Genomic DNA, 22,117 nt, shown 5'->3' with positions numbered 1-22,117 from the left:
CAGCACTGGTCCGATGGGCCATTCACCTGATCGCCCGGCCTGGGCAACCCCGCGGACCGTACCGGCGTGGTCCACGCATGAGGACTACTGGGGAATCCGCCGCGCGCCGCGCGGCGTGGATCGGCGCGGCCGCGGTCGCGCTGCTGGTGGGGACGGCGCCGCAGGCGTTCGCGGCGACCTGGGTGGACGAGCCGCTGCCGCCGCGGGACACCTTCGCGGAGCTCACCGCCGCCGCGGACGGCGACGGCACCACCTGGGCGTTCGGCGGCTCGAACGGGGCGATCCCGGCGCAGAACAGCCTCGCCTACCTGCGCGATCAGCAGGGCTGGCGGGAGGTTCCGGTGCCGCAGGTCGGCCGGATCGAGGACGCCGCGGTCGTCGCCGCCGACGACGTGTGGGCGGTCGGCGTGCACCCGAAGTACGGCTTCGGGGCCTCGGTGCACTGGGACGGCCACACCTGGACCGAGGTGCCCTACGCCCCCGTCGCCGACCGCATCGGCACGCGCAGCGTCGCCGCGTTCGGGCCGCGGGACGTGTGGATCGCCGGGCACGCCTTCGACGATTCCGCCGGGACCGGGCGCGGCGTGGTGCAGCGCTGGGACGGCGCGGCCTGGCAGGACGTGCCGGTGCCGCAACGGGACGGCAACTGGGCGTTCAGCGACATCGGCGGCACCGCACCCGACGACCTGTGGGCCGTCGGCAACGGCAGCGGCTTCCGGGGGCAGGGCCTCGCGATGCACTGGGACGGCACCGCGTGGACGGAGGTCCCGGTGCCGGAGGTGCCGCTCGACGAGTACGAGTCGGTGGCGCTCACCCAGGTGCAGGCGCTCGCCGCCGACGACGTGTGGGCGACCGGCGACATCAACGACGCCTCCGGCGGTGCGCTGGTCGCCGAATCGCTGCTGCTGCACTGGGACGGCACCGCGTGGAGCAGGGTCGAGTCGCCGCAGGACACCGGCGGCCGCGGCGACCTGGTCCGCACCGGCGGTGAGCTGTGGTCGCTGGGCGAGCGCCTGTTGCACTGGGACGGCGCGCGGTGGACCGAAGAACTGGGGCCGCCGACCGGAGTGCCCGCGGCCGGCGCCGAACTGGCCGACGGGCGGCTGCTGACCGCGGGCGGTTTCGGGCGCTACCCCGGGATGCACAAGCCGTTCATCTCGATCCGGCAGGGCTGATCGCGAGCGCGGCCGTCCGGCCCGATTCGGACGGCCGCGCCGCGGTGCCGGAGTCGTTCTCGGGTCGGACGTCGCGCTCGGGATGGCCGCCGCACCCGAGTCGGACGTCGCGCTCGGGACGGCCGCCGCACCCGAGTCGGACGTCGCGCTCGGGACGGCCGCCGCACCCGAGTCGGACGTCGCGCTCGGGGCGGACGTCGCGCCCAGATCAGCCACCGCACTCGAGTCGGCCGCCGTACTCGGGTCGGACGCCGCGCCCAGGACGGTCATCGCACTCGGCCGGTCTCGGTGCGCAGGGAATCCGTCGCGCTCGGTCCGGTCCTGGCGCGCACGGCGCGGTTCACCGCGGCCCGCTCAGGCCTTTCGTCCCGGCGACGCGGGCCGTTGTCCTCTCACCCGCGCGCCCGCGTCCGGGCACGCTCGGGCACACGCCCGCATCGAGCCGGGAGGAGGAGCCGATGCACCGACACGAGCAACGCAGGCTCACCGAGATCGAGAACCGGCTCACCGCCGACGACCCCGAGCTCGCCGCCACCTTCTCCCAAGCCGACCTGCACCCGGCAGGCCCGGGCAGAGCGCGGCTGGTGCTGGGCGCGGGGACCGGGCTGCTCGCCGCGACCTGCCTGCTGATCAACGATGCCGCCGGTTTCGCCCTGTGCACCACGCTGTCCGCGCTCCTGCTCACCACCCGCAGCTGGCACGTCTGGTCCGATTGAGCGGGTGATCGCATTCGCCTGAACCGCACCGGGCGGCGACGTACGATCACCTCCCGTGCACCCCTACCCCGCGCAGCCGCCGATCCTGGTCACCATCGGCGACATCGCCTGCACCCAGCACGAAGTGATCACCCCGGCCGGGCGCTTCCCGATCGGGGGCACCACGTGGTCGTTCACCGACCTGAGCCGCACGACGCGGGGCATCCCGACCTGGGCGATCGTCTGCGCGATCGTGTTCGCGCTCTTCTGCCTGCTCGGCCTGCTGTTCCTGCTCGCGAAGGAGGACCGCACCGAAGGCTGGGTGCAGGTGGTCGTGCACGGGCCCGGGCTGGCGCACCAGGTGCACATCCCGGTGAACTCGCCGTTCGCCGTGGCCGACCTCGGCAACCGCGTCACCTACGCCCGGAACCTCTCCTTCCAGGCTTGATCGGCAGGAACCGCAGGCGGTGACTCGCCCGACGTGGACGTCCGGGAGGAACGTGCCCTCCCGGACCAGGACTGTCCCCCCGAGAATCACGTCCACGCGCGGCGTTGCCTTCGCAATAGATCACCACAACTCGCCATTCCCACATCGAATCCCACTGCATACCGCCGATCGCATCACCCTCGATTTCGCGAATAAGCTGGCCACCGCGGCGGAGTCATCGGTAAATTCCGAGGTGAAGGCCGCGTACGCGGCCAGCGGGGGTGGCACGTGTCCGAACAGGGCGGATTCACCGGATCCCGGCAGTCCGACGGCCCCGAGAACACGATGTCCGGGTCGGTCGACGGGGTGAGCCTGCAGGCGGGCGAGATCGGTGACATCCACTTCGGCTCCGCCACCGCCCCGCTCCCCCATTGGATTCCGCGCCAGCTGCCCCGCTCCCCCTCCCACTTCGTCAATCGGATGAAGGAATTCGACATCCTCGACCGCTGGTCGCGTGAACGGACAGACCACAACCTGATCGCGGCGGTGACCGGCTCGGGCGGAGTGGGCAAAACCGCATTGGGTTCGTGGTGGCTGCAACGCGACGACGGCCGGTTTCCGGATGGTCAGCTGTACGTCGACCTGGGTGGCGCCGACCCCGCGCGTGCACTGCCCGCGAGCGAGGTGCTGGGGCGCTTCCTCCGATCCCTCGGCGTCCCTTCCGATCGGATCCCGGTGGAGCTGGACGAGCGCACCGCGCTCTACCGGTCGATCACGGCGGAGCGAGCGCTGGGAATCCTGCTGGACAACGCATTCTCCGCCGCCCAGGTCCGCCCGCTCGTCCCCAGCTCCGGCTCGAGCACCGTGCTGGTCACGAGCCGCACCCGGCTGACGTCGCTGGCCTTGGACGGCGCGCGGTTCCTCGATCTGGACCCGTTGCGGGAGGTCGAATCGGTACGGCTGCTCGCGGAGACGCTCGGCCCGGAGCGCATCCGGAACGAACCGGACGATGCCGCCGACCTCGCTCGGTTGTGCAGTGGTTTCCCACTCGCGCTGGTCGTGGTCGGGGCCCGGCTCGGCGTCCGACCGCGGTGGCCACTGCGGCGGGCGGTGGAGCAACTCCGAGACGCCAACCGCCGGTTCGCGCTGCTCGCGCTCGACGAGGAGACCTCGATGGGAGCCGTCTTCGACGCTGCCTACGCAGATCTGTCGTCACCGGCCGCCGAGCTCTACCGCCGAGCTGCCCGGCTCCCCGTCTCCGAGATGTCGATCCCGCTGCTCGCACATGCGCTGGACCTCGACGAGGACGTGGTGGAATCCGCGCTGGAAGAACTGCTCGACGCACACTTGGTGCACGAACCGGAACCGGACGAGTACGGGTACCACGACCTGTTGCGCGCGCACGCCTGCGATATCCAGGAACGGCCGGGGTTCGGCGAGCACGCGGTGCGCCGGGTGGTCGAGTGGTACCTGGTCGCACTCGTCGAAGCCGATTCGGCGGTGAACCCCTTCCGCCCGCGTCTCGGCCCCGGTTTCGCCGACCGCGGCGAGCGGAACCGCTTCGGCTCGGCAGAAGAGGCCCTGTCCTGGTGCGAGCACGAACGCGCGCACATCATCGCCGTGTTCGACGCGGCCGATGCCCGGGGCTGGGACGACCACGTGTGGCAGCTGTGCGAGGCGCTGTGGAGCTTCTTCCTGCACCGGAAGCACTACGCGGAATGGATCGGGACGCACCGCAGGGGGATCGCGGCTGCGGACCGGCTCGGACTTCGCCGGGTGCAGGTCAGGCTCCGCTGCCAGCTCGGCTTCGCCTACCTGGACCAGCGGCGGTTCGACCTCGTCAACGAGGTCTGCGCGGTAGCGCTGGCGACGGCCGAAACCGCGGACGACGTCGCGGGGATGTCCACGTCGTTGGAGCAGCTGGGCAAGGCCGCCCGTGAGCTCGGGGACACCGAACTCGCCGTATCGCACTTCGAACGGGCACTCCACTTGGCCACCAAGACCGGGAGAACGCGGTCGATCGCGATCCAATCCCGCTTCTTGGGCGGAGCGCTCGTGGACGCGGGGCGTCCTGCCGACGCCATCGCTCACCTGCAGCGGTCCGCATCACTGCTCCGCGAGATCGACGACCGGTACGGCCTCGCACGGGTGCTCACGGAGCTCGGTCGCGTGCACCGCCTGCAGGAGGATCTGACCACGGCTCGGGGCGAGCTGCGGGAAGCGCTGTCGCTGTTGGAGGATTCGGCGTCGCCGAGCTATCGGGCCGAGGTCCTCGTCGAGCTGGCCGACTGCGCGGAGCTGCTGCGCTCACCGATGGACGCCCTTGCCCTGCTCCGAGAAGCAGCAGAGCTGTACGCCCTGGTGGAACACCCGCGCCTCCAGTCGGTCCTCGCGCGGGAGGCGGCACTCCGCGGCCGAGCGCACTGAGCCCGCCGACCGCCAGCGCAGCGCCGAGCGCCTTCACGCCGAGTCCGCGCACGAGCCAGCAATACCCCAGTGCCGCCCGCAACAACCAGTCGGGCTCATCCACATCGGCCAGCACGACCCGCGATCCGTCCCGCACGCACCCGGTGAGCACGCCGCCTGCGGAGACCAGGAGCAGCACGCACCCCGGGTGCGCTCCGAACATCTCCTCGACGTACCCGGGTGCCGGCTGCGGGCCGGGACTCGTGCAGCGGAGCACGTCGGCGCACTCGGACAACCGGGCCGGGGCCCGATCGAGGCTGGCGATCAACGACCGCGCAGTCCCCGCCGGTGCCCGCCAGCACAGCCGCACGTCCGCACAGCCCACGGCGATCTCCTCCGCCCGCACCGCCACCCGGTGCGCCTCCCCGTCCACCACGATCCGCAGGTGCGTCTGCGCGTTCTCCGCTTCCAGCACGGCGTTCCTCTTCCCCTGTAGTTCGGACTGAGGCGGGTCACGTGATCGGAACGGGCGCGGGAAGCGGCTCGATCGCGGCCTCGTGCTCGGGAGGCGCCAGGTCCAAGAGCCCGTACATGAGCGTGCGCAGCAGTTCGGCCGACCGACCGGGCCGCGCCGTCAGCATCGCGGACAACGCATCGGCGACCGTCCGATCCCACCGCTCCGCCGCTTCGGCCAGCTGCGCGCGCAGATCACCGCCGAGTTCGAGCCTGCGGCACCGCTGGGCGAGCAGGTCCGCATCTCCGCCGGGCCTGATCCCCTCGTCGGGGAATGCCGCGAGGAGCGTGGGCAAGCCCAGCGCGGCGCCGTACCGCGTGGTCGATCCGTGGTCCCCGATCAGGATGTCGGCCGCCACCATGGCGGCACGCCACCCCTCTTCGGGAGGGAGCAGCAGCAGCCCGCTCTCCACGCTGTCCGCCAGCCAAGAGCGGATCTGCCTTCGGCCGTGCACCGCCCACGCATTGGGGTGCAGCACTGCAGCGACCCGGTATCGGTTCGCGGGCAGTTCCTCCAGCAACCTGCGGTACAGCCGGGACGGCCCGCCGAACACGGAGTCGGTCCACCACGTGGAGCTGACCACCACGAGTTCTTGCTGCTCCGCCACGCCCAACGCTCGTCGGTAGGCGTCGCGGCGCGGCCTGCTGGCCACCATCCGGTCGAAGCACAGGTCCCCGACGACGTGGGCGCGATCCCACGCTTCCGGACACGTCCGCCGCAACACCTCGTGCTCCTGGTCGTGGGTCAACGCCAACGCTGCGACGGTGATCCGCCCGTCCCGCATCAACGCCTGCCGGTCCAGCGCGTGCAGTGGAACCGCATCGGCTCCCGCCCCCGGTGAGCACAACCGGGGCCGCACTCCGCCCGCGCCGTGCGGTGCCCACAGCACCGGTGCCTGGACCTCGTCCACCGAACTGCGGCTGGCGGCGAGCGCGAGATCGAAGTGGTGGTGCAGCACCTGCTGCCAGGGCAACACCAGGCCGCCCTGGCCCCGGGTGAACTCCTCGATGCCGTACCAGGTCTCCCAGGTCTCCGGAATCGTGAACACCACCTGCACCCGATCGTCGCGCTCGATCAGCGGCAGGAAGTCCAGCAGCCTGGTCCCGGCGGCCATGTGCGGTACCAGCACCAGAACGGTCCGCTCGTGAACCTTGGTGATCCTCCGGTCCGCTCCGCGGCCGATCGGACCGCGCACCCATGTGGTGGTCACCGAACACCTCCCGAACAACGGGTATCCGCCGGACCGGAGCGGCCCTGCTGGAACGGATTCCGATGTGCGGTCTCCACGGTCGACGGCACGCCATGCAGGTCACTTGCAGCCGACCACTCGGTTCGCGCTCCCGCGCAGGTCATCGCGCCGGAATCGATCACAGCGGAGCTTTTCTCGATCTCCGGTTAGATCCGAATTTCCTCAAGCCACTCTGGCAGCAAGCTCGCCAGAAGCTCGCTTGCAGCTCACTTCTGGCGTACTGACAGCCAACTGACAGTCTTCTCCGAACTCCGCAAGAACACGGCGATCAGGACGCCCGAAGTCGATACCATCCGTTCACACGGGCTGGCGTCTGAGTAGCAGCGCGGGACCGGCGGGGGGTGAAGCTAGTGGACTTCACGATCTGCGGAAACGTCGCGGTTCGCAGTGGCGACGACTGGCCTGATCAATGGGCTCACAAGAAGACTAGACACGTCCTCGGCGTGCTGCTGACCCGCCCGAACACGGCTATCCCGATCAACTTGATCATCCAATGGGTATGGGGGGAAGAAGCTGCGCATTCCGACAACCTGAAGATCATCCAAGGTCCGATTTCCAAGGCCCGCTCAGCGATCGCCCACCTATCCCCGACGCCTCGTATCTATCGAGCATCGTCAGGATATCGAATCGATGTCGACAAAGATCGAATCGATCTGCACTATGCCAAACAGATGGTCGACCAGGGCCGTAAGCACGCACGGGAGCGAAGATTCGAACAAGCGTGCACAATACTGAGCGAGGCCCTCGAACTGCTCCAGGAGGAGCCACTGGCCGACCTGCGTACTGCGCCTGCGGTCGCGTTCCGCACAGCGGTGCGCGACCGAGTAATACTGCCAGCCGCTCTGGCCCTATCCGAGAGCCAAATCCGGATAGGTGAACCTTGGTCTGCGTTGACCCTCCTCGACTCGCTTGCGCAGGAGCATCCGTTGGACCTGGGGTTGGCCGAACGACGAGCTGAAGCCAAGATCGTCCTCGGCGACGAAGAGGGCGCCTCCGACGACCAGCTGAAACTTCGCCGCAGGCTGAGAGAACTGGGGCGCGGCGAAGAAGCCGACGAGCTGAAACGCCGCATCGACCGACTGTTCGCCAAGTTCATCCCAGCGCAACGCGCACCAGCCCACGACAACGTCGAGCAACCCGTGACACCGCCACCGCCTCGACGGCTACCGCACCATCGGAAGCACCTGACCGACCGGGAACGACTGCTCCGCGACCTCGACGATTTGACCGACTGCGGACGGACCGCGGGCGTCGTCGTGCTCACCGGCGCCGCAGGGAGCGGGAAGACTGCGTTGGCCCAGCACTGGGCCGACCGCCGCCTGGAAGCGTTCCCCGAGGGTGCCGTGTTCTTCGACCTCCAGGGGTTCTCGAACGAAGCTCCACTGGACGGTGACGAACTGACCCGTTTGCTGCTCAGCGCATTCGGGCACCGAGCAGATCTCATCCCGGATGCAAAGGACCGCGTCACACGGCTCTCGAGCGTGCTGCAGGACAAAAGGACCTTGTTGATACTGGACAACGTTCGCGACGCGGAGCAGGTCCGACGTGTCCTGGAAGTCGCACCAGACGCATTGATCTTGATAACCAGTCGCAGCCAGCTCACGAAGTTGACCTTGTCCCACGGAGCGACCGAGATCGAGCTCGAGCCCGTCGCCGACGCAGAGGTCGCTCGCTTCCTGTACGAAACGATCGGAACCCGGTGCTCGCGCGACCCGGACGCGTTCGATGAGTTGGTAGAGCTGTGCGATGGCATGCCCCTTTTCTTCAACATGATCGGCCACTACGCCGTATCACGCCCCAGAGTGGTCTTGTCGGAGATCGCATCCTTCCTGCACGAGGAGCGGCGGCTGCTGAACTTCGACTCTGCACACTCCTCGGGCGGCGGCAGCATCAAAGCACTCTTCACGATGTCCTACCTAGCATTGCCGGAGGATGCCCGAGCCATGCTGCGATTACTCGGCCTGCACCCGCACCCGCGGTTCACCGTCGATCTCTCGGCCGCACTACTAGGCCTTCCGCGAGAGACCGCGATAAACCAGCTGGAGAGACTCCAGGACCTGCATCTGATATCCCAGCACAACGGACATTTCCAGATGCTCAACCTCGTGCACATATTCGCCGCGGAGCGAGCCCTCGAAGAGTTCAGCGAGACAGAACTCGCGCAAGCAAGAGAACGAATGCTCTGGCATTACGTGGAATCGGTTTCAAATGCCGCGAAGGTCTTGTTCCCCTTCCGTGATTCCATGCCGCTAGATTCACCACCAGAAGATTGCTCACCGATTGAGTTCTCCGACGGAGAACAAGCGCTTCGATGGTATATGAATTACCATTCCTACATAACTTCGGCGGTCCACTACGCGCACCAGCACGGCCATCACAAGCACAGCTACTTCCTTGCGAACATAGCGAATGAGCCACTGCAGCGACTTGGCAGACACCAGGAAGCATTAAAGTGTTTGACCTGGGTTCTGGAATCCACTCATCTCACAGGATCCGAAGAATCCGTCACGGACACCGAGCACAGCATAGGTGTTCTTTTCAACGCCATGGATCGGCCAGAAAGAGCTGAGCCCTACCTGCGAACTACGGTCGAAACATCTGAGCGACTCGGCAATCACGAGAATACAGCGATATCAATGCACAACCTGGCTTTCGCGCGTTTCAAGCTCGGGGATCTCGCCTCGGCAGAAGAACTCTTTGAGCGGAGCTTGACGATCGCACGCCGCCACGAGCTGGAACGCTGCACACCCGACACCCTGCTCTACGTCGGATACGTACGCCGCGCACAAGGCCGCGACGACGAGGCGGCCGAGCTGTTCCAACGAGCACTGGACCGGCAGGATCAGCTGGGCAACATACAAGGATCGGGACGAGCGTTGAACGCCCTGGGTGAGCTCGCCCTGGACCGGGCCGAACCGCACAAGGCCATCGACTACGCAGCACGGGCGAAGACCAAGAACTCCGCAGTGCACGACCTGAAGAGCGCGGCCAACTCCTGCCGAATCCTCGCCGCCGCACACCAGAAACTCGGCTTACACCAGCAGGCGAGCGAATACGCACGCAAGGGAATTCGGAACTGCTGGGAAGTCGGGGCGATCAAGGAGGAAGCGGCCCTCCTGGACGTCCTCCCCTTGTCGCTGGACGCCTTGCGGAACGCGGCCGGGGCAGCCGAAGGACGGGAGCGCGCCTCGCTGTTGCGCGGAGCCACCACGCCGCGAATCCAGAACTGACGCGGTCCGGAAAAACCCCGTCAGCGCTGCGCGAGCTCGGCCCACAGGTCGACCTTCATGGAAATTTCCAGTCAGATATTCACATTACTGCGGGCGCGCAGCCTTATACCACGCACACCCAACGACGGCTTCATCGCCGACAGTGATCGCCTAATCGGTGCTTGTTTACACTGACGTGTGACAAACCCAACGACTCACTGAAAGGGTGAATCGTGCTGCCTCCTTGCACCACATTGCATTGCCCGGTCAATCCGCGTTTGTGGCACGCAGCCGCATCGACCTCAATGAACACCGGGTTGCGAGCTGGGCGGGGCTGGTGGCAGCAATCCGGACGAGCGGCGAAATCAACTTTCGACTAGACCTGAACCGGTGACACACGGACGGGCGAAGCGACCTGGAAGATCCTCGGTTGCTCCGCCCGCCGCGCGTCAGACCCGGTCGAGGTCGGATTTCTTCACGTAGACCCAGCGGTGGTTGTACGAGACCGGGACGTAGGTCTCGGAACCGTTGATCACGGTGTGGTTCGTCGGATCGTCGAGCTCGTCGTAGGTGACGTGGTAGTCGACCGCCTTGGTCTCCTCCCCCGTCACGTACACCTGACCGGCCGGGATCTCGTACGGCAGCGGTTCGAGCTCCTGCGCCTCGATGCCCTCCGGGTAGTCGCCCGGCGCGGGCAGCGCCCGCCCGTAGGTGGGGATGCCGTCCCGGGCGGGGGTGGCGAGCTCGGCGTCGTCGGCCGGCGCGGTGTTGGTGCCGTCCGGGTCCTTCAGCCAGGCCTTCTCGCCGTCGAACCAGATGGCGAGCCAGTCGCCGCGGCGTTCCGCGACGGCGTACTGCCTGCCGACGGTGGCCTTGGCGCTCCAGTCCTCGATGCGGGTGGTGCCCGCTTCGCCATCCGGGTGCAGCGCCGGGTTGCTCAGCAGCGGCGCGTCGGCGCGCGGTTCGGTGCGCAGGTACAGGAAGTTCGCGGGCTGCTCGGGCAGCACCTCGCACTCCTCGTCCGGCGGGCAGCTGACGACCTCGGGACGGTTGGTGTCGAACCGCGGGAAGATGGTGACGACGTCGTCACCGCCCTCGTCGTCGTCCAGCGGCGCGTCCATCAGGTTCATGTAGTGCGCCCAGTCCCAGAACGGGCCCGGGTCGTAGTGCTCCTGCCCGGCCTTGGCGGGCTTCTCCGCGGTGACCTCGTCGTGGCCGAGGACGTGCGCGCGGTCCAGCGGGATGTCGTACTCGTCCGCGAGGTACCGGACGAGCTTCGCCGAGGCGCGGTACATCGGTTCCGTGTACCAGGTGCCGCCCTCCGCGGCCCAGCCCTCGTGCTCGATGCCGATGGAGCGGATGTTGCGGTCCCAGCTGCCCGCGTGCCACGGCATGTCCTTCGTGGGCACCATCTGCGTGATCTGCCCGTCGGAGGAGCGGATCACGTAGTGCGAGGCGGCGCCGTGCGTCGGGTTCTGGAACGCGGCGATCGTCGACTGGTACGACACCTCGGTGTCGTGCAGGACGATCGAGTCGATCTTCACGTCCTCCGGGCGGTTCGCGGTGTCGTAGTTGCCGTACCCGCCTGCGGGGTTCTCCGGGTCGGTGGGCTGGTAGGCCGCAGGCAGGTAGCGGCAGTCCAGCTCCTCCGGGCATTCCGCCTTCGGCTGGTCCTCGTCCGCCGCGGGGGCGGCCTTGAGCCGGGCCGCGGAGAGGTCGCGGTCCGGTTCCGGCTCGGCGACCTTCGCGAACGCGAGGCGCTGGCCGCTGGACGTGGTGCGGGCGCGGCCCTGGCCGAGCACGTCGTAGACGTCGTCGGCGAAGGACTGCGCGCCGTCGGCCTGCGGATCACCGCTGAACTCGGCCACCGCCGGGTACCAGTCGTCGATCTCCGCGGGCGCGTCGCCGTCGAGCTCCTCGGCGCGGTGCGCGAGCAGCGCGGCACCGGCCCGGATGTTCTGCACGACGTCCGACTTCAGCTGCTCCGGATCGGTGTCCGTGAGCTCGGCGGCTTCGGTGAGGGTGTGCAGGGACGGCTCGTCGGCGTAGCGGACGAGCTTGGGGTGCTGCTCGCGGAGCTGCTCCGCGTCGATCTCGACGAGGTGCATCGGGCCGTACCCGCCGGCCTTGCTCTGCTCGCCGTGGTGGTCCTCCCACCTGGTGAGCTGGAAGGACACCGCCATCAGCAGCTGTTCCGGCACGCCGAACTCGGCGGCGGCGGACTCGTAGGCGCGCTGCTGGACGGTGTCGGGGCGTTCCGGGGTCGCTGCGAAGGCGGGGGCCGCTGCGCTCGCCAGCAGGCCCGTCACCCCCGTCAGCACCGCGAACGCGCGGGGCAGGCGACCAGCCCGCGCCGCACCTCCCTTGAAGGACGTTCTCATGTGGACCTACCCGTGTCTCTGGCGATCGCGCGCGGCGATCCGGCGGCTCGCGCGTGGGGAGCTGCGCGGCGGCGCAGCGGACGTCGATGCCCGGTGCCGCGCGGCGGAATGTCGCTTCCTCGCACGAGTGGGTGAATCTTAACGACCACCGCGGCGGGCGGAGCTGAGCCGAAAGGGCGAGCGGGGATACCCGCACGAACGAGTTTTCCGCACGACCTCGGCAACCTCGCCCCGGACCGCACGTCCTACGGCATGAGAAGCGCACGGCGACCGTGCGAAATCCGAGAAGGGGGAAACACCATGTCGCTCACCAAGACCCGCAAGATCGGTGCCGCCGCCGCGCTGTTCAGCGGGGCGCTGCTGCTCGTCGGCTGCGGCCAGGCCACCGGCGCCGCGCCGTCCGGGGCGTCGAACGCGGCCGTGCAGCAGGGCGGCGGGTCCACTGAGGACATCTCCGCTTCCCCCTGCTCCGCGGCGGACTACAAGGTCGACCTGATCCCGCAGCCCGGGCGCCCCGGCGTGAACCTGCTGGCCGTCACGAACGAATCGGACCAGACCTGCCCGGTCTCGGGCTGGGTGGAGCTGACGCCGCAGGACATGAGCGGTTCGCCGATCGAGGGCGTGCCGACCGAGAACGTCGAGATTCCGGGCGGTCGCACCGAGATCTCGCTGGAGCCGGGCCGCACCGCGTTCGCGGGCGTGCACTTCGAGCTCGGCGACAAGAACGAGGTGCGGGCCGCCACCGGTTTCCGGGCGAGCTTCTCCGACACCTCCGGTGACGTGAACGTGAACATCGAGAGCGGCGAGGCCGAATACCTCGAGTTCCCCATCGAGTCGATGCAGGTCGGCACGCTGCAGCCGTCGGCGCAGGGCGTCACCTTCTGATCCGATCCGGTGCTCCCCGGAGCGGTTCCCGCGAATTCCGCAGCCCGATCCGCCTCGCGCGGAGCGATCGGCGTCGCCCGAGAACGGCGCCGGGCGGGATCGCGGTGCGGAACCCCCGTCGCGGTGCGGCGGGGGTTCCGCGCGTCTCGCGGCGGTCCGCTCCCCCGTCACCCGGAAGCACGATCTTCGCGGGCGCCGGTTCCGGCGCCGGCGCGCTCACCTGCCGGGATAGGCGCCGGTTATCCGGCGATAAGCGCGATCGCGTGGACGATCAGCGCGGCGCGGGTGGACGGTCGAGGGGTACGCACCCCTCGAGGAAGCGGAGCTCGTCCGATGGCCAAGATTCTCTGCGTGTTGTACCCGGACCCGGTGGACGGCTACCCGGAGTCGTTCCCCCGGGACGGACTCCCGGAGCTGGAGCGGTACCCGAACGGGCAGGCGCTGCCGACACCGGAGGAGGTCGACTTCACGCCGGGTGCGCTGCTGGGCAGCGTCTCCGGTGAACTGGGCCTGCGGGAGTTCCTCGAAGCGCAGGGCCACACCCTGGTCGTCACCTCCGACAAGGAGGGCCCGGACTCGGAGTTCGACCGGGAGCTGCCCGACGCGGACGTGGTGATCTCGCAGCCGTTCTGGCCCGCCTACCTGACCGCGGAGCGCATCGCGCGGGCGCCGAAGCTGAAGCTGGCGGTGACCGCGGGCATCGGCTCCGACCACGTGGACCTGGACGCGGCGGTCGCGCACGGCATCACGGTCGCGGAGGTGACGTTCAGCAACAGCATCAGCGTCGCCGAGCACGTGGTGATGATGATCCTGTCGCAGGTGCGGAACTACCTGCCGTCGCACCGGATCGTGCGGGACGGCGGCTGGAACATCGCCGACGCGGTGTCCCGCGCCTACGACCTGGAGGGCATGCACGTCGGCACCGTCGCGGCCGGCCGCATCGGGCTGGCGGTGCTGCGCAGGCTCGCGCCGTTCGACGTGCGCCTGCACTACACCGACCGGCACCGGCTGCCGGAGGAGGTGGAGCGGGAGCTGAACCTGACGTTCCACCCGAGCGCCGCGGACATGGTGCCGCACTGCGACGTGGTCACGATCAACGCGCCGCTGCACCCGGAGACCGAGGGGCTGTTCGGCGACGAGCTGCTGTCCACGATGAAGCGCGGCACCTTCCTGATCAACACGGCGCGGGCCCGGATCACCGACCGGGACGCGATCGTGCGGGCGCTGGAGAGCGGGCGGCTCGCCGGGTACGCGGGGGACGTCTGGTACCCGCAGCCCGCGCCCGCCGACCACCCGTGGCGGACGATGCCGCACCAGGGGATGACGCCGCACACCTCGGGTTCCACGCTCAGCGCGCAGGCCCGCTACGCGGCGGGCACCCGGGAGATCCTGGAGTCCTGGCTGGCGGAGCGGCCGCTGCGGGACGAGTACCTGATCGTCGACGGCGGGAAGCTCGCCGGAGCCGGAGCCCACGCCTACTCCACCAGCGGCTGACCCACCAGGTGAGTGGCCCACCCGCCCAGCGTGGCTGACCGAACGGGCCACCCACCTGCAAAACCCCACCAGGTGAGTGGCCCACCCGCCCGGCACGGCTGGGCGAACGGGTCACTCACCTGCGGGAGTTCGGGAGCGGGTGGGGCGCCCGAGCCGGGTGGTCGGGTGGGTGGGGGCGGTCAGCCGGGCCGCAGGCCGGTCAGGCGTCGAAGCCGAGGCGGTGGTTGATCTCGGCGAAGTGGGCGGTCATCGCCGCGCGCGCGGCGGCGGAGTCCCCGGCGCGCAGCGCGTCGACGATCGCGGCGTGCAGCCGCACCGTCTCGGCCCGCTCGGCGGGTCCGGGCGCGCTGAGCGCGTCGTGCGCGGTGCGGTAGGCGTCCCAGAACACGTCGACGAGCTGCCCGATCAGCGGGTTGTCCACCCGCGCGTACAGCAGCCGGTGGAACTCGCGGTCGGTCTCCGGGTCGAGCTCGGTCTCGCCCATCGCGGTGCACAGCGCGTCCAACCTGTCCAAAGTGGACTCGTCGAGCGTCCCCGCGAGGCGGCCGGCGACGCCGACCTCGATCAGCTCCCGCACCTCGATGAGGTTGCGCAGCCCCGCCAGGCCGTCCCCGCCCGCGACGGCGCGGAACGCCAGCGACGGCGACAGCACGTGCAGCGAGGCCTCCCCCACGACGGTGCCGTGCCCGTGCCGGACGTCGACGATGCCGAGGGCGCGCAGCGAGCGCACCGCCTCCCGCACGCTGTTCCGCGACACCCCGAGCAGTTCGATCAGCTCCAGCTCGGTCGGCATCGGATCACCGGGGCCCAGCCCGCGCTCGTGGATCAGCTCCAGCACCCGCTCGGGCAGCGGATCCAGCGCCGGGCGGCGGGCCGCGCCGATCGCCACGTCTGTCATCGGTTCTCCGCCTCGCACTGGTGTCGCGGGGTTTACACGCCGTGGGTCGCACTCTACAGTCCGATCGACCAAGACGTCCAACGTCTGACGTCCTACGTCCGCACAGCGAGGTGCGGCACGTCCGGAGCTCGCAGCCGACCCTGCCGACGCCGCTACCCCCGCGCGGACCGGGCCCGACGACGAGCGCTCGTGAACCGAGGTGACCCATGCGCCGCGCCACCCCCACCGCAGATCCGCCCAGCGCGCCCGCGCCCTGGTACCGGCAGCTGGACCGCGCGCAGTGGAAGGCGTTCGCGGCCGCCTGGATCGGCTACCTGCTGGACGGCTTCGACTTCGTGCTGATCACGCTGGTGCTCACCGAGGTGAAGGCGGAATTCGGGCTCACCACCGTGCAAGCGGCCACGCTCGTGTCGGCCGCGTTCATCTCGCGGTGGATCGGCGGGCTCACCCTCGGCGCGCTCGCCGACCGGTTCGGCCGCAAGTCCGCGATGATCGCCAGCATCGTGCTGTTCTCCGTCGGCACGCTGATCTGCGGGCTCGCCCCCACCTTCGGCGTGCTGTTCGCCGCCCGGCTCGTCGTCGGCCTCGGCATGGCGGGCGAGTACGGGGCCAGCTCCACCTACGTCATCGAGTCCTGGCCGACGTCGATGCGGAACAAGGCCAGCGGATTCCTCATCTCCGGCTACTCCATCGGCACCGTCGTCGCCGCGCAGGCCTACAGCCTCATCGTGCCGAACTTCGGCTGGCGCGCCCTGTTCTGGATCGGGCTGCTGCCGATCCTGCTGGCCGTCTGGCTGCGCCGCAGCATCCCCGAATCCCGGGACTGGTCGCAGGCCGCCGCGCGGCAGGACGCGACCCCGTCGGTCATCGGCATCCTGTTCACCGGGCGCCGCGCGGTGCTCAACGCGGTGAGCGGGGTCGTGGCGCTCGGCGCGCTCATCGCGATCTTCACGCAGGCCGTCGGATCGGGCTGGCTGATCGCGGTGCTGGGCCTGCTCACCGCCGCCGTGTTCGCGTCCTACATGGTGCAGTTCACCGGGCCGCGCTGGCCGACCGGCATCACCGTGCTGGTCATCGTGTTCACCGCGTTCCTGTACTCGTGGCCGATCCAGTCGCTGCTGCCGACGTACCTGAAGACCGACCTCGGCTACAGCGCCACCGACACCGGGAACGTGCTGTTCTTCGCCGGACTCGGCGCCGCGGTCGGCTGCTGCGTCGCCGGGTTCACCGGGGACCGGCTGGGCACCCGGCGGGCCTACTGGATCAGCCTGCTCGTTTCGCAGGTCGTGATCTTCCCGGTGTTCGCGGTCGGCGGCAGCAGCCTGCTCGCGCTGGGTGCGCTGCTGTTCGTGCAGCAGGTGTTCGGCCAGGGCATCGCCGGACTGCTGCCGAAGTGGATCGGCGGCTACTTCGACGTGCGGCACCGGGCCGCCGCGCTCGGGTTCAGCTACAACGTCGGCTCGCTCGGCGGCGCGGTCGCCCCGGCGCTCGGGGCCGCGCTCGGCGGCAGCCTCAGCCTGGGGACCGCGCTGGCCGTGCTGTCGTTCGGCCTGACCTTCGTGGTGCTGATCCTCATCGCCGTCGACGCCCCGTCCCGGATGCAGCGGTGGCTGCGCCCGGACGCGGTGTGGACCACGGACGCGGTCGACGGCAGCGAACTCCGCGCCGCGTCCTGAACCGGGGCTCGGCCCGCGTCCCGAACCGAGAAATCGAAGGAGAGACATGGATTCCCGCATCCGCGGCGGCGTCGTCCCGCCGGTGTGCACCCCGCTCACCCCCGACCTGGAGGTGGACACCGGTTCGCTGGAACGGCTCCTGGAGCACCTGCTGGCGGCCGGGGTGGACGGCATCTTCGCGCTCGGCTCCACCGGCGAGATGGCGTACCTGACCGACGCGCAGCGCGAGCAGGTGCTGCGCACCACCGCGGCCGTCGTCTCCGGGCGCGTCCCGGTGCTGGCCGGGGTCATCGACACCACCACCGCGCGGGTGCGCGAGCACGTGCGCGCCGCGGAACGCGCCGGGTGCGACGCGGTGGTGGCGACCGCGCCGTTCTACACCCGCACCCACCCGGCGGAGATCGCCTACCACTTCCGGCTGCTCGCCGAGGACACCGCGCTCCCGCTGCTGGCCTACGACATCCCGGTGTCGGTGCACTCGAAGCTGAGCGCGGCGACGCTGCTGGAGCTCGCGGCGGACGGCGTGCTGGCCGGGGTGAAGGACTCCAGCGGGGACGACGCGGGACTGCGCGGGCTGCTCGTGGAGCGCGCGGATCGCGGCCTGGAGTCGTTCCGGGTGTTCACCGGCTCGGAGCTGACGGTGGACACCAACCTGCGGATGGGCGCGGACGGCGTGGTGCCGGGACTGGGCAACGTGGACCCGGACGGCTACGTGCGGCTGCACCGCGCCTGCGCCGCGGGCGACTGGGACGCGGCGCAGGCCGAGCAGGAACGGCTGTTCCGGCTGTTCGCGCTGACCTCGGTGGGCGATCCGGCGCGGATCGGGGCGAGCTCCGCCGCGCTGGGCGCGTTCAAGGCGGCGCTGCACCTGCGCGGCGTCATCGACCACCCGGTGACGGCGCCGCCGCAGCTGCCGCTGACCGAGGACGAGGTGGCCGGCGTGCGGCTGCGGCTGGACGCGGCGGGCCTGCTGTGACCTGCGTGGTGGGCGTCGACATCGGCGGCACCGGCATCGTCGCGGGCCTGGTCGCCGCGGACGGCACCATCGAGTCCCGGGCCGCGGTGCCGACGCCTGCGGCGGACGGCCCGGCGGCGGTGCTCGACGCGGTCGCGGCGGCGGTGTCCCGGCTCGGCGGCGGGTTCGCGGCCGCCGGGGTGGGCAGCGCCGGGGTCGTCGACCGCGAGTCGGGCGTGGTGCGCTCGGCGACGGACTCGATCAGCGGCTGGGCGGGCACCGAGCTGCGCGCGGAAGTGGCCGCACGGCTGGGAGTTCCGGTCGTCGTGGACAACGACGTGCACGCGCACGCGCTCGGCGAGCTGTGGACGGGCGCGGCCGCGGGCCGGCGGCACGTGCTGTTCGCCGCGGTCGGCACCGGCATCGGCGGTTCGCTGGTGGTCGACGGGCGCCCGCACCGCGGCGCGCACGCGGTGGCCGGGCACCTCGGGCACCTGCCGGTGCCCGCGGCGGCGGGACGACCGTGCCCGTGCGGCGGCACCGGCCACGTGGAGGGCGTCGGCAGCGGGCCCGCGCTGCTCGCCGCGTACCGGGCGCGCGGCGGGGCGGCGACGACCCTGCCGGAGGTCGCGGCGCTCGCCGAGACCGGGGACGCGCTCGCCGCGGCGGTGCTGGCCGACGGCGCGACCGCGCTCGGGCAGGCCTTGGGCGGCCTGGTGAACGCGGTCGACCCGGCACTGGTGCTCATCGGCGGTGGCGTCGCCGCGTGCGGTCCGTCCTGGTGGCGGCCGCTGCGCAACGCGGTGACGGCGGAGGTGCTGCCCGCGGTGCGCGGGATCCCGGTGCTGCCGGGCGAGCTCGGAGGCGACGCGGCGGTGCTCGGCGCCGCCCGGATGGCGTGGGAGGAACTGCGGTGAACGTGCTGGAACGGTTGCGGGGACGGCTGATCGTGTCCTGCCAGGCGTACCCCGGGGAGCCGCTGCGCGACCCGGATTCGATGCGGCGGATGGCGCTGGCCGCGCTGCACGGCGGGGCGGCGGGCATCCGGGCGCAGGGCCTGGACGACCTGCGCTCGATCCGCGAATCGGTGGACGTGCCGCTGATCGGGCTGTGGAAGGACGGCGCGACCGGCGTGTACATCACCCCGACCGCGGACCACGCGGTGGCGGTGGCCGGGACGGGCGCGGACGTGGTCGCCTTCGACGGCACGGACCGGGTGCGCCCGGACGGGCGGCCGCTGGCGGAGACGATCGCCGCGATCCACGCGGCCGGGCGGCTCGCGATGGCCGACGTGTCCACTGTGGATGAAGGAGTGCGGGCGGCGGAGCTGGGCGCGGACGTCGTCGGCAGCACGCTGTCCGGCTACACCGGCACGGGTCCGAAACCGACCGGACCCGACCTGGACCTGGTCGAGGAGCTGGTCGCGACGCTGCCGGTCCCGGTCATCGCCGAAGGCCGCATCCACACGCCGCAGCAGGCCGCCGCGGCGATCGCCCGCGGCGCGCACGCGGTGGTCGTCGGCACCGCCATCACGCACCCCACCACGATCACCGGCTGGTTCGCGGCCGCCCTGCCCGGGTGACTTCGCGGCGCAGCGGTCCCGCTCGCTCGCCCGGCCGCTGACCGCCTGATCGACCGGCACCGCAGCGGGTTCTCGCGGCGTCGTCTCCAGCGGCGGAGCCGCCGGTCACGACGATCCCGCAGCGAGGAACCCGGCGAGGTTCCGCAACGCCCGCGCACCGGGGACCGAGCGGCGATCACGCCTCGCGGAGGGTGCGGGGGCCGAGGCGGTACCAGAGCACCGGCCCGACGAAGGGCAGCGCCAGGGCCAGCAGACCCCACAGCAGCTTGCGGCCGCCGTCGAGTTCCGGCTGCACGAGGATGTCGGCGAGCGCGAACAGGAAGCACAGCGCGGTCAGCAGGAGCGCGCCCTGCCACAGCGCGGGCACGCCCAGGTGGTCGAGCAGGTGGGACATGGTTCTCGGCTCCGTTCCCGGTGGGTCCACCGTCGTCGGTGATCACCGTCGCAGCCGGGGCGGGGCCTGGTCGTCAGCCGATCGGCCTCGGTGCGTGTCCGGAAGTCGATGCCCGGTGGCCGGGCGGCGGTCCGCCCGTCCTTCGGGCGATCCGCCTCTCCGCCGGGCGGCTTGTCGGCCGGTCGGTGCCGGGGGACGTGCGGGGCGTCAGTGGGCGTAGCGCCTGCGGGCGTCGGAGCGGCCGACGACGAACCACAGCAGGCTGCCCAGGAAGGGCGCGATGAAGGCGAGCACGATCCACACCAGCTTCATGCCCCCGCTGAGCCCGGAGCCGAGGATGCTGATCAGCGCGGCGATGAACAGGAACACGAACGCCGCGGCCACCAGCAGCATCCCGCCTGCCATGGCGAAGCCGAAGATCTGCTCGGTGCCGTTCGCCGCTGCCATCGACTGCTGTGCGACCAGGGACATCATCGAAGTGCTCCGTTCTGAGGAAGTGGCCGGTGGCGTCCGCCGCCGACGTGAACCACTTTCGCAGTTTCCGGCTTCTTCGCACGTCGGAAGATCGGTCGGAGCCGGCTTGGCCGAAAGGCCTACGCCCGCACCTCCGCGGCGGCCGAACGGTTCGACGGCGGCCGCCCGCCCTCGCGCCGCGCGCCCGGCCTGCCGACGACGAACCACAGCGCGCTGCCCAGGAACGGTGCGCCGCACACCACGACCAGCCACACCAGCCGCAGCCCGAAGCCGGTCCGGGAGGTCGCGATGCTCGCCACCACGGTGGTCATGAGGATCGCGTAGCCGATCAGGACCAGCATCGAGAACGCTGCGACCAGGTCGAAGTGCGGCAGGTCGTTCATCGGGGCTCCCTCCCTCGCGGTGTCCGGCGGCGTCCCCACCGGCCCGCTTCCACGGTTCCCCGAGCTCCGGCCGCCCGCCTCGTCGGCCGGGCCGGACTCCGCGAACCGATCAGCCGAGGCACCCCGCCCGACCCGGCCGAACAGCCGAGCCGCCCCCGACGCGGAGCGGGTCGGCCGCGGTGAGGTCAGGTCTGGTCGTGTTCGGCGACGGTCCAGGCTCGGGCCTGGTCGCTGAGGGTGATGCCGAGGCCGGGGCGCGGGGACAGGTGCATCCGGCCGTCGGCGATCTCGAGGTGTTCGTCGAACAGCGGGTCGAGCCATTCGAAGTGCTCCACCCACGGTTCGTGCGGGTAGGCGGCCGCCAGGTGCACGTGGATCTCCATCGCGAAGTGCGGTGCCAGCTGGAGGTTCCGATGTTCGGCGAGGGCCATCACCTTGAGGAACCGGGTGATGCCGCCGATGCGCGGCGCATCGGGCTGCACGATGTCGGCGCCGCCGAGCCGGATCAGCTCGGCGTGCTCGGCGACGCTGGTGAGCATCTCGCCGGTGGCGATGGACGTGTCGAACGCCGCCGCGAGGCCCGCGTGGCCCTCCGCGTCGTAGGCGTCGAGCGGTTCTTCGATCCACACCAGGTCCATCGGCTCCAGCGCGCGGCACATGCGGCGCGCGGCCGGCCGGTCCCACTGCTGGTTCGCGTCGACCATGAGCGCGACCCGGTCGCCGATCTCCTCCCGCACCGCGGAGACGCGGGCCAGGTCGGTGCGGCCGTCCGGGTGCCCGACCTTCAGCTTGATGCCGCCGATGCCGTTCCCGACGGACTCCGCGGCGCGCTCCACGACCTCCTCCACCGGCGAGTGCAGGAAACCGCCCGAAGTGTTGTAGCAGCGCACCGAGTCGCGGTGCGCGCCGAGCAGCTTCGCGAGCGGTAGCCCGGCGCGCTTCGCCTTCAGATCCCACAGCGCCACGTCGAACGCGGCGATCGCCTGCACCGACAGCCCGCTGCGTCCCACCGAGGCGCCCGCCCACACCAGCTTGTCCCAGATCTTGCCGATGTCGCTGGGATCTTCGCCGATCAGCACCGGCGCGATCTCGCGGGCGTGCGCGAACTGGCCGGGGCCGCCCGCCCGCTTCGAGTAGCCGAATCCGATGCCTTCGCAACCGGATTCGGTGCTGATCTCGGCGAACAGCATCGCGACCTCGGTCATCGGGCGCTGCCTGCCGGTGAGGACCTTCGCGTCGCTGATCGGCGTGGCCAGCGGCAACGTCACCGAGGAGATCTTGACGCGGCTGATCCGGTCGACGGTGGCGGACTGGGGCATC

18 protein-coding genes are annotated in these 22,117 nt (G+C 70.5%); 11 read left to right on the top strand and 7 right to left on the bottom strand.

Annotated features, from left to right (window positions below; translation table 11 throughout):
* The first annotated feature begins 77 nt into the window (after positions 1-77).
* The 4 genes from ABZ805_RS06920 to ABZ805_RS06905 all read left to right on the top strand — a co-directional run bounded on the left by ABZ805_RS06920 (position 78) and on the right by ABZ805_RS06905 (position 4,724).
* A complete protein-coding gene (locus ABZ805_RS06920) occupies positions 78-1,175 on the top strand; it encodes a hypothetical protein (protein ID WP_358435511.1) in 1,098 nt (365 codons plus the stop codon).
* Between the two features lie 458 nt (positions 1,176-1,633).
* Positions 1,634-1,891 (top strand): DUF3040 domain-containing protein, encoded by a 258-nt coding sequence (locus ABZ805_RS06915; protein WP_358435508.1) that lies wholly within the window; start codon positions 1,634-1,636, stop codon positions 1,889-1,891.
* Between the two features lie 55 nt (positions 1,892-1,946).
* Entirely contained in the window at positions 1,947-2,318 is a 372-nt protein-coding gene (locus tag ABZ805_RS06910; protein WP_358435506.1) for a hypothetical protein, read from the top strand.
* 267 nt (positions 2,319-2,585) lie between these two features.
* A complete protein-coding gene (locus ABZ805_RS06905) occupies positions 2,586-4,724 on the top strand; it encodes a tetratricopeptide repeat protein (protein ID WP_358435503.1) in 2,139 nt (712 codons plus the stop codon).
* Between the two features lie 491 nt (positions 4,725-5,215).
* On the opposite strand, the gene ABZ805_RS06900 is transcribed toward ABZ805_RS06905, so the two are convergent.
* Positions 5,216-6,427, bottom strand: a complete 1,212-nt coding sequence (locus ABZ805_RS06900; RefSeq protein WP_358435501.1) for a hypothetical protein — start codon at positions 6,425-6,427, stop codon at positions 5,216-5,218.
* A 389-nt stretch (positions 6,428-6,816) separates the two neighbouring features.
* Here ABZ805_RS06900 and ABZ805_RS06895 point away from each other — a divergent pair, with 389 nt between their 5' ends.
* Entirely contained in the window at positions 6,817-9,696 is a 2,880-nt protein-coding gene (locus ABZ805_RS06895; RefSeq protein ID WP_358435500.1) for a tetratricopeptide repeat protein, read from the top strand.
* Between the two features lie 428 nt (positions 9,697-10,124).
* Here the strand turns inward: ABZ805_RS06895 and ABZ805_RS06890 are convergent, their stop codons facing one another.
* Positions 10,125-12,056, bottom strand: a complete 1,932-nt coding sequence (locus ABZ805_RS06890; protein ID WP_358435497.1) for a peptidoglycan recognition family protein — start codon at positions 12,054-12,056, stop codon at positions 10,125-10,127.
* Between the two features lie 300 nt (positions 12,057-12,356).
* On the opposite strand from ABZ805_RS06890, the gene ABZ805_RS06885 reads away from it, so the two are divergent.
* Both ABZ805_RS06885 and ABZ805_RS06880 read left to right on the top strand, forming a co-directional pair.
* Positions 12,357-12,941 carry a DUF4232 domain-containing protein gene (locus ABZ805_RS06885; RefSeq protein WP_358435495.1) on the top strand — a complete coding sequence of 195 codons (585 nt, stop codon included), beginning with the start codon at positions 12,357-12,359 and terminating at the stop codon, positions 12,939-12,941.
* Positions 12,942-13,274: 333 nt separating this feature from the next.
* Positions 13,275-14,435 (top strand): NAD-dependent formate dehydrogenase, encoded by a 1,161-nt coding sequence (locus tag ABZ805_RS06880; protein WP_358435492.1) that lies wholly within the window; start codon positions 13,275-13,277, stop codon positions 14,433-14,435.
* Between the two features lie 199 nt (positions 14,436-14,634).
* Here ABZ805_RS06880 and ABZ805_RS06875 read toward each other — a convergent pair whose 3' ends face one another.
* Positions 14,635-15,333: a FadR/GntR family transcriptional regulator gene (locus ABZ805_RS06875; RefSeq protein WP_358435489.1), complete on the bottom strand. Its 699-nt coding sequence runs from the start codon at positions 15,331-15,333 to the stop codon at positions 14,635-14,637.
* A gap of 206 nt (positions 15,334-15,539) precedes the next feature.
* Here ABZ805_RS06875 and ABZ805_RS06870 point away from each other — a divergent pair, with 206 nt between their 5' ends.
* From ABZ805_RS06870 to ABZ805_RS06855, 4 genes are read left to right on the top strand one after another with little or no spacing between them, the layout of a single operon-like run.
* On the top strand, positions 15,540-17,009 hold the full coding sequence (locus ABZ805_RS06870; RefSeq protein ID WP_358435485.1) for an MFS transporter: 1,470 nt from the start codon (positions 15,540-15,542) through the stop codon (positions 17,007-17,009).
* A gap of 46 nt (positions 17,010-17,055) precedes the next feature.
* The gene (locus ABZ805_RS06865; RefSeq protein WP_358435482.1) at positions 17,056-17,985 is read left to right on the top strand and encodes a dihydrodipicolinate synthase family protein; all 930 of its coding nucleotides are present in this window, start codon (positions 17,056-17,058) and stop codon (positions 17,983-17,985) included.
* A 5-nt stretch (positions 17,986-17,990) separates the two neighbouring features.
* Positions 17,991-18,881 carry an ROK family protein gene (locus ABZ805_RS06860; protein WP_358435480.1) on the top strand — a complete coding sequence of 297 codons (891 nt, stop codon included), beginning with the start codon at positions 17,991-17,993 and terminating at the stop codon, positions 18,879-18,881.
* The gene (locus tag ABZ805_RS06855) at positions 18,878-19,546 is read left to right on the top strand and encodes an N-acetylmannosamine-6-phosphate 2-epimerase (protein ID WP_358435478.1); all 669 of its coding nucleotides are present in this window, start codon (positions 18,878-18,880) and stop codon (positions 19,544-19,546) included. The genes ABZ805_RS06860 and ABZ805_RS06855 overlap by 4 nt, the downstream gene beginning before the upstream one ends.
* A gap of 175 nt (positions 19,547-19,721) precedes the next feature.
* Here ABZ805_RS06855 and ABZ805_RS06850 read toward each other — a convergent pair whose 3' ends face one another.
* The 4 genes from ABZ805_RS06850 to ABZ805_RS06835 all read right to left on the bottom strand — a co-directional run bounded on the left by ABZ805_RS06850 (position 19,722) and on the right by ABZ805_RS06835 (position 22,116).
* Positions 19,722-19,940, bottom strand: coding sequence for a PLDc N-terminal domain-containing protein (locus tag ABZ805_RS06850; RefSeq protein WP_358435476.1), 219 nt, complete (start codon positions 19,938-19,940; stop codon positions 19,722-19,724).
* 207 nt (positions 19,941-20,147) lie between these two features.
* Positions 20,148-20,414 (bottom strand): PLD nuclease N-terminal domain-containing protein, encoded by a 267-nt coding sequence (locus ABZ805_RS06845; protein WP_358435473.1) that lies wholly within the window; start codon positions 20,412-20,414, stop codon positions 20,148-20,150.
* A gap of 119 nt (positions 20,415-20,533) precedes the next feature.
* Positions 20,534-20,797, bottom strand: coding sequence for a PLD nuclease N-terminal domain-containing protein (locus ABZ805_RS06840; RefSeq protein ID WP_358435470.1), 264 nt, complete (start codon positions 20,795-20,797; stop codon positions 20,534-20,536).
* Positions 20,798-20,982: 185 nt separating this feature from the next.
* Positions 20,983-22,116: a mandelate racemase/muconate lactonizing enzyme family protein gene (locus ABZ805_RS06835; RefSeq protein ID WP_358435468.1), complete on the bottom strand. Its 1,134-nt coding sequence runs from the start codon at positions 22,114-22,116 to the stop codon at positions 20,983-20,985.
* Between the last annotated feature and the right edge of the window lies 1 nt (position 22,117).

The sequence above is a fragment of the Saccharopolyspora sp. NPDC047091 genome (genome assembly GCF_040643635.1).
In the GTDB taxonomy this organism is placed as follows: Bacteria; Actinomycetota; Actinomycetes; order Mycobacteriales; family Pseudonocardiaceae; genus Saccharopolyspora_C.
This window is presented reverse-complemented; position numbering and strand designations above follow the sequence as displayed.

Coding starts and splice junctions, on each gene's coding strand:
- ABZ805_RS06920 (WP_358435511.1), top strand. CDS start 78: ATGAGGACTACTGGGGAATCCGCCGCGCGCCGCGCGGCGTGGATCGGC.
- ABZ805_RS06915 (WP_358435508.1), top strand. CDS start 1,634: ATGCACCGACACGAGCAACGCAGGCTCACCGAGATCGAGAACCGGCTC.
- ABZ805_RS06890 (WP_358435497.1), bottom strand. CDS start 12,056: ATGAGAACGTCCTTCAAGGGAGGTGCGGCGCGGGCTGGTCGCCTGCCC.
- ABZ805_RS06885 (WP_358435495.1), top strand. CDS start 12,357: ATGTCGCTCACCAAGACCCGCAAGATCGGTGCCGCCGCCGCGCTGTTC.
- ABZ805_RS06880 (WP_358435492.1), top strand. CDS start 13,275: ATGGCCAAGATTCTCTGCGTGTTGTACCCGGACCCGGTGGACGGCTAC.
- ABZ805_RS06875 (WP_358435489.1), bottom strand. CDS start 15,333: ATGACAGACGTGGCGATCGGCGCGGCCCGCCGCCCGGCGCTGGATCCG.
- ABZ805_RS06870 (WP_358435485.1), top strand. CDS start 15,540: ATGCGCCGCGCCACCCCCACCGCAGATCCGCCCAGCGCGCCCGCGCCC.
- ABZ805_RS06865 (WP_358435482.1), top strand. CDS start 17,056: ATGGATTCCCGCATCCGCGGCGGCGTCGTCCCGCCGGTGTGCACCCCG.
- ABZ805_RS06850 (WP_358435476.1), bottom strand. CDS start 19,940: ATGTCCCACCTGCTCGACCACCTGGGCGTGCCCGCGCTGTGGCAGGGC.
- ABZ805_RS06845 (WP_358435473.1), bottom strand. CDS start 20,414: ATGATGTCCCTGGTCGCACAGCAGTCGATGGCAGCGGCGAACGGCACC.
- ABZ805_RS06840 (WP_358435470.1), bottom strand. CDS start 20,797: ATGAACGACCTGCCGCACTTCGACCTGGTCGCAGCGTTCTCGATGCTG.
- ABZ805_RS06835 (WP_358435468.1), bottom strand. CDS start 22,116: ATGCCCCAGTCCGCCACCGTCGACCGGATCAGCCGCGTCAAGATCTCC.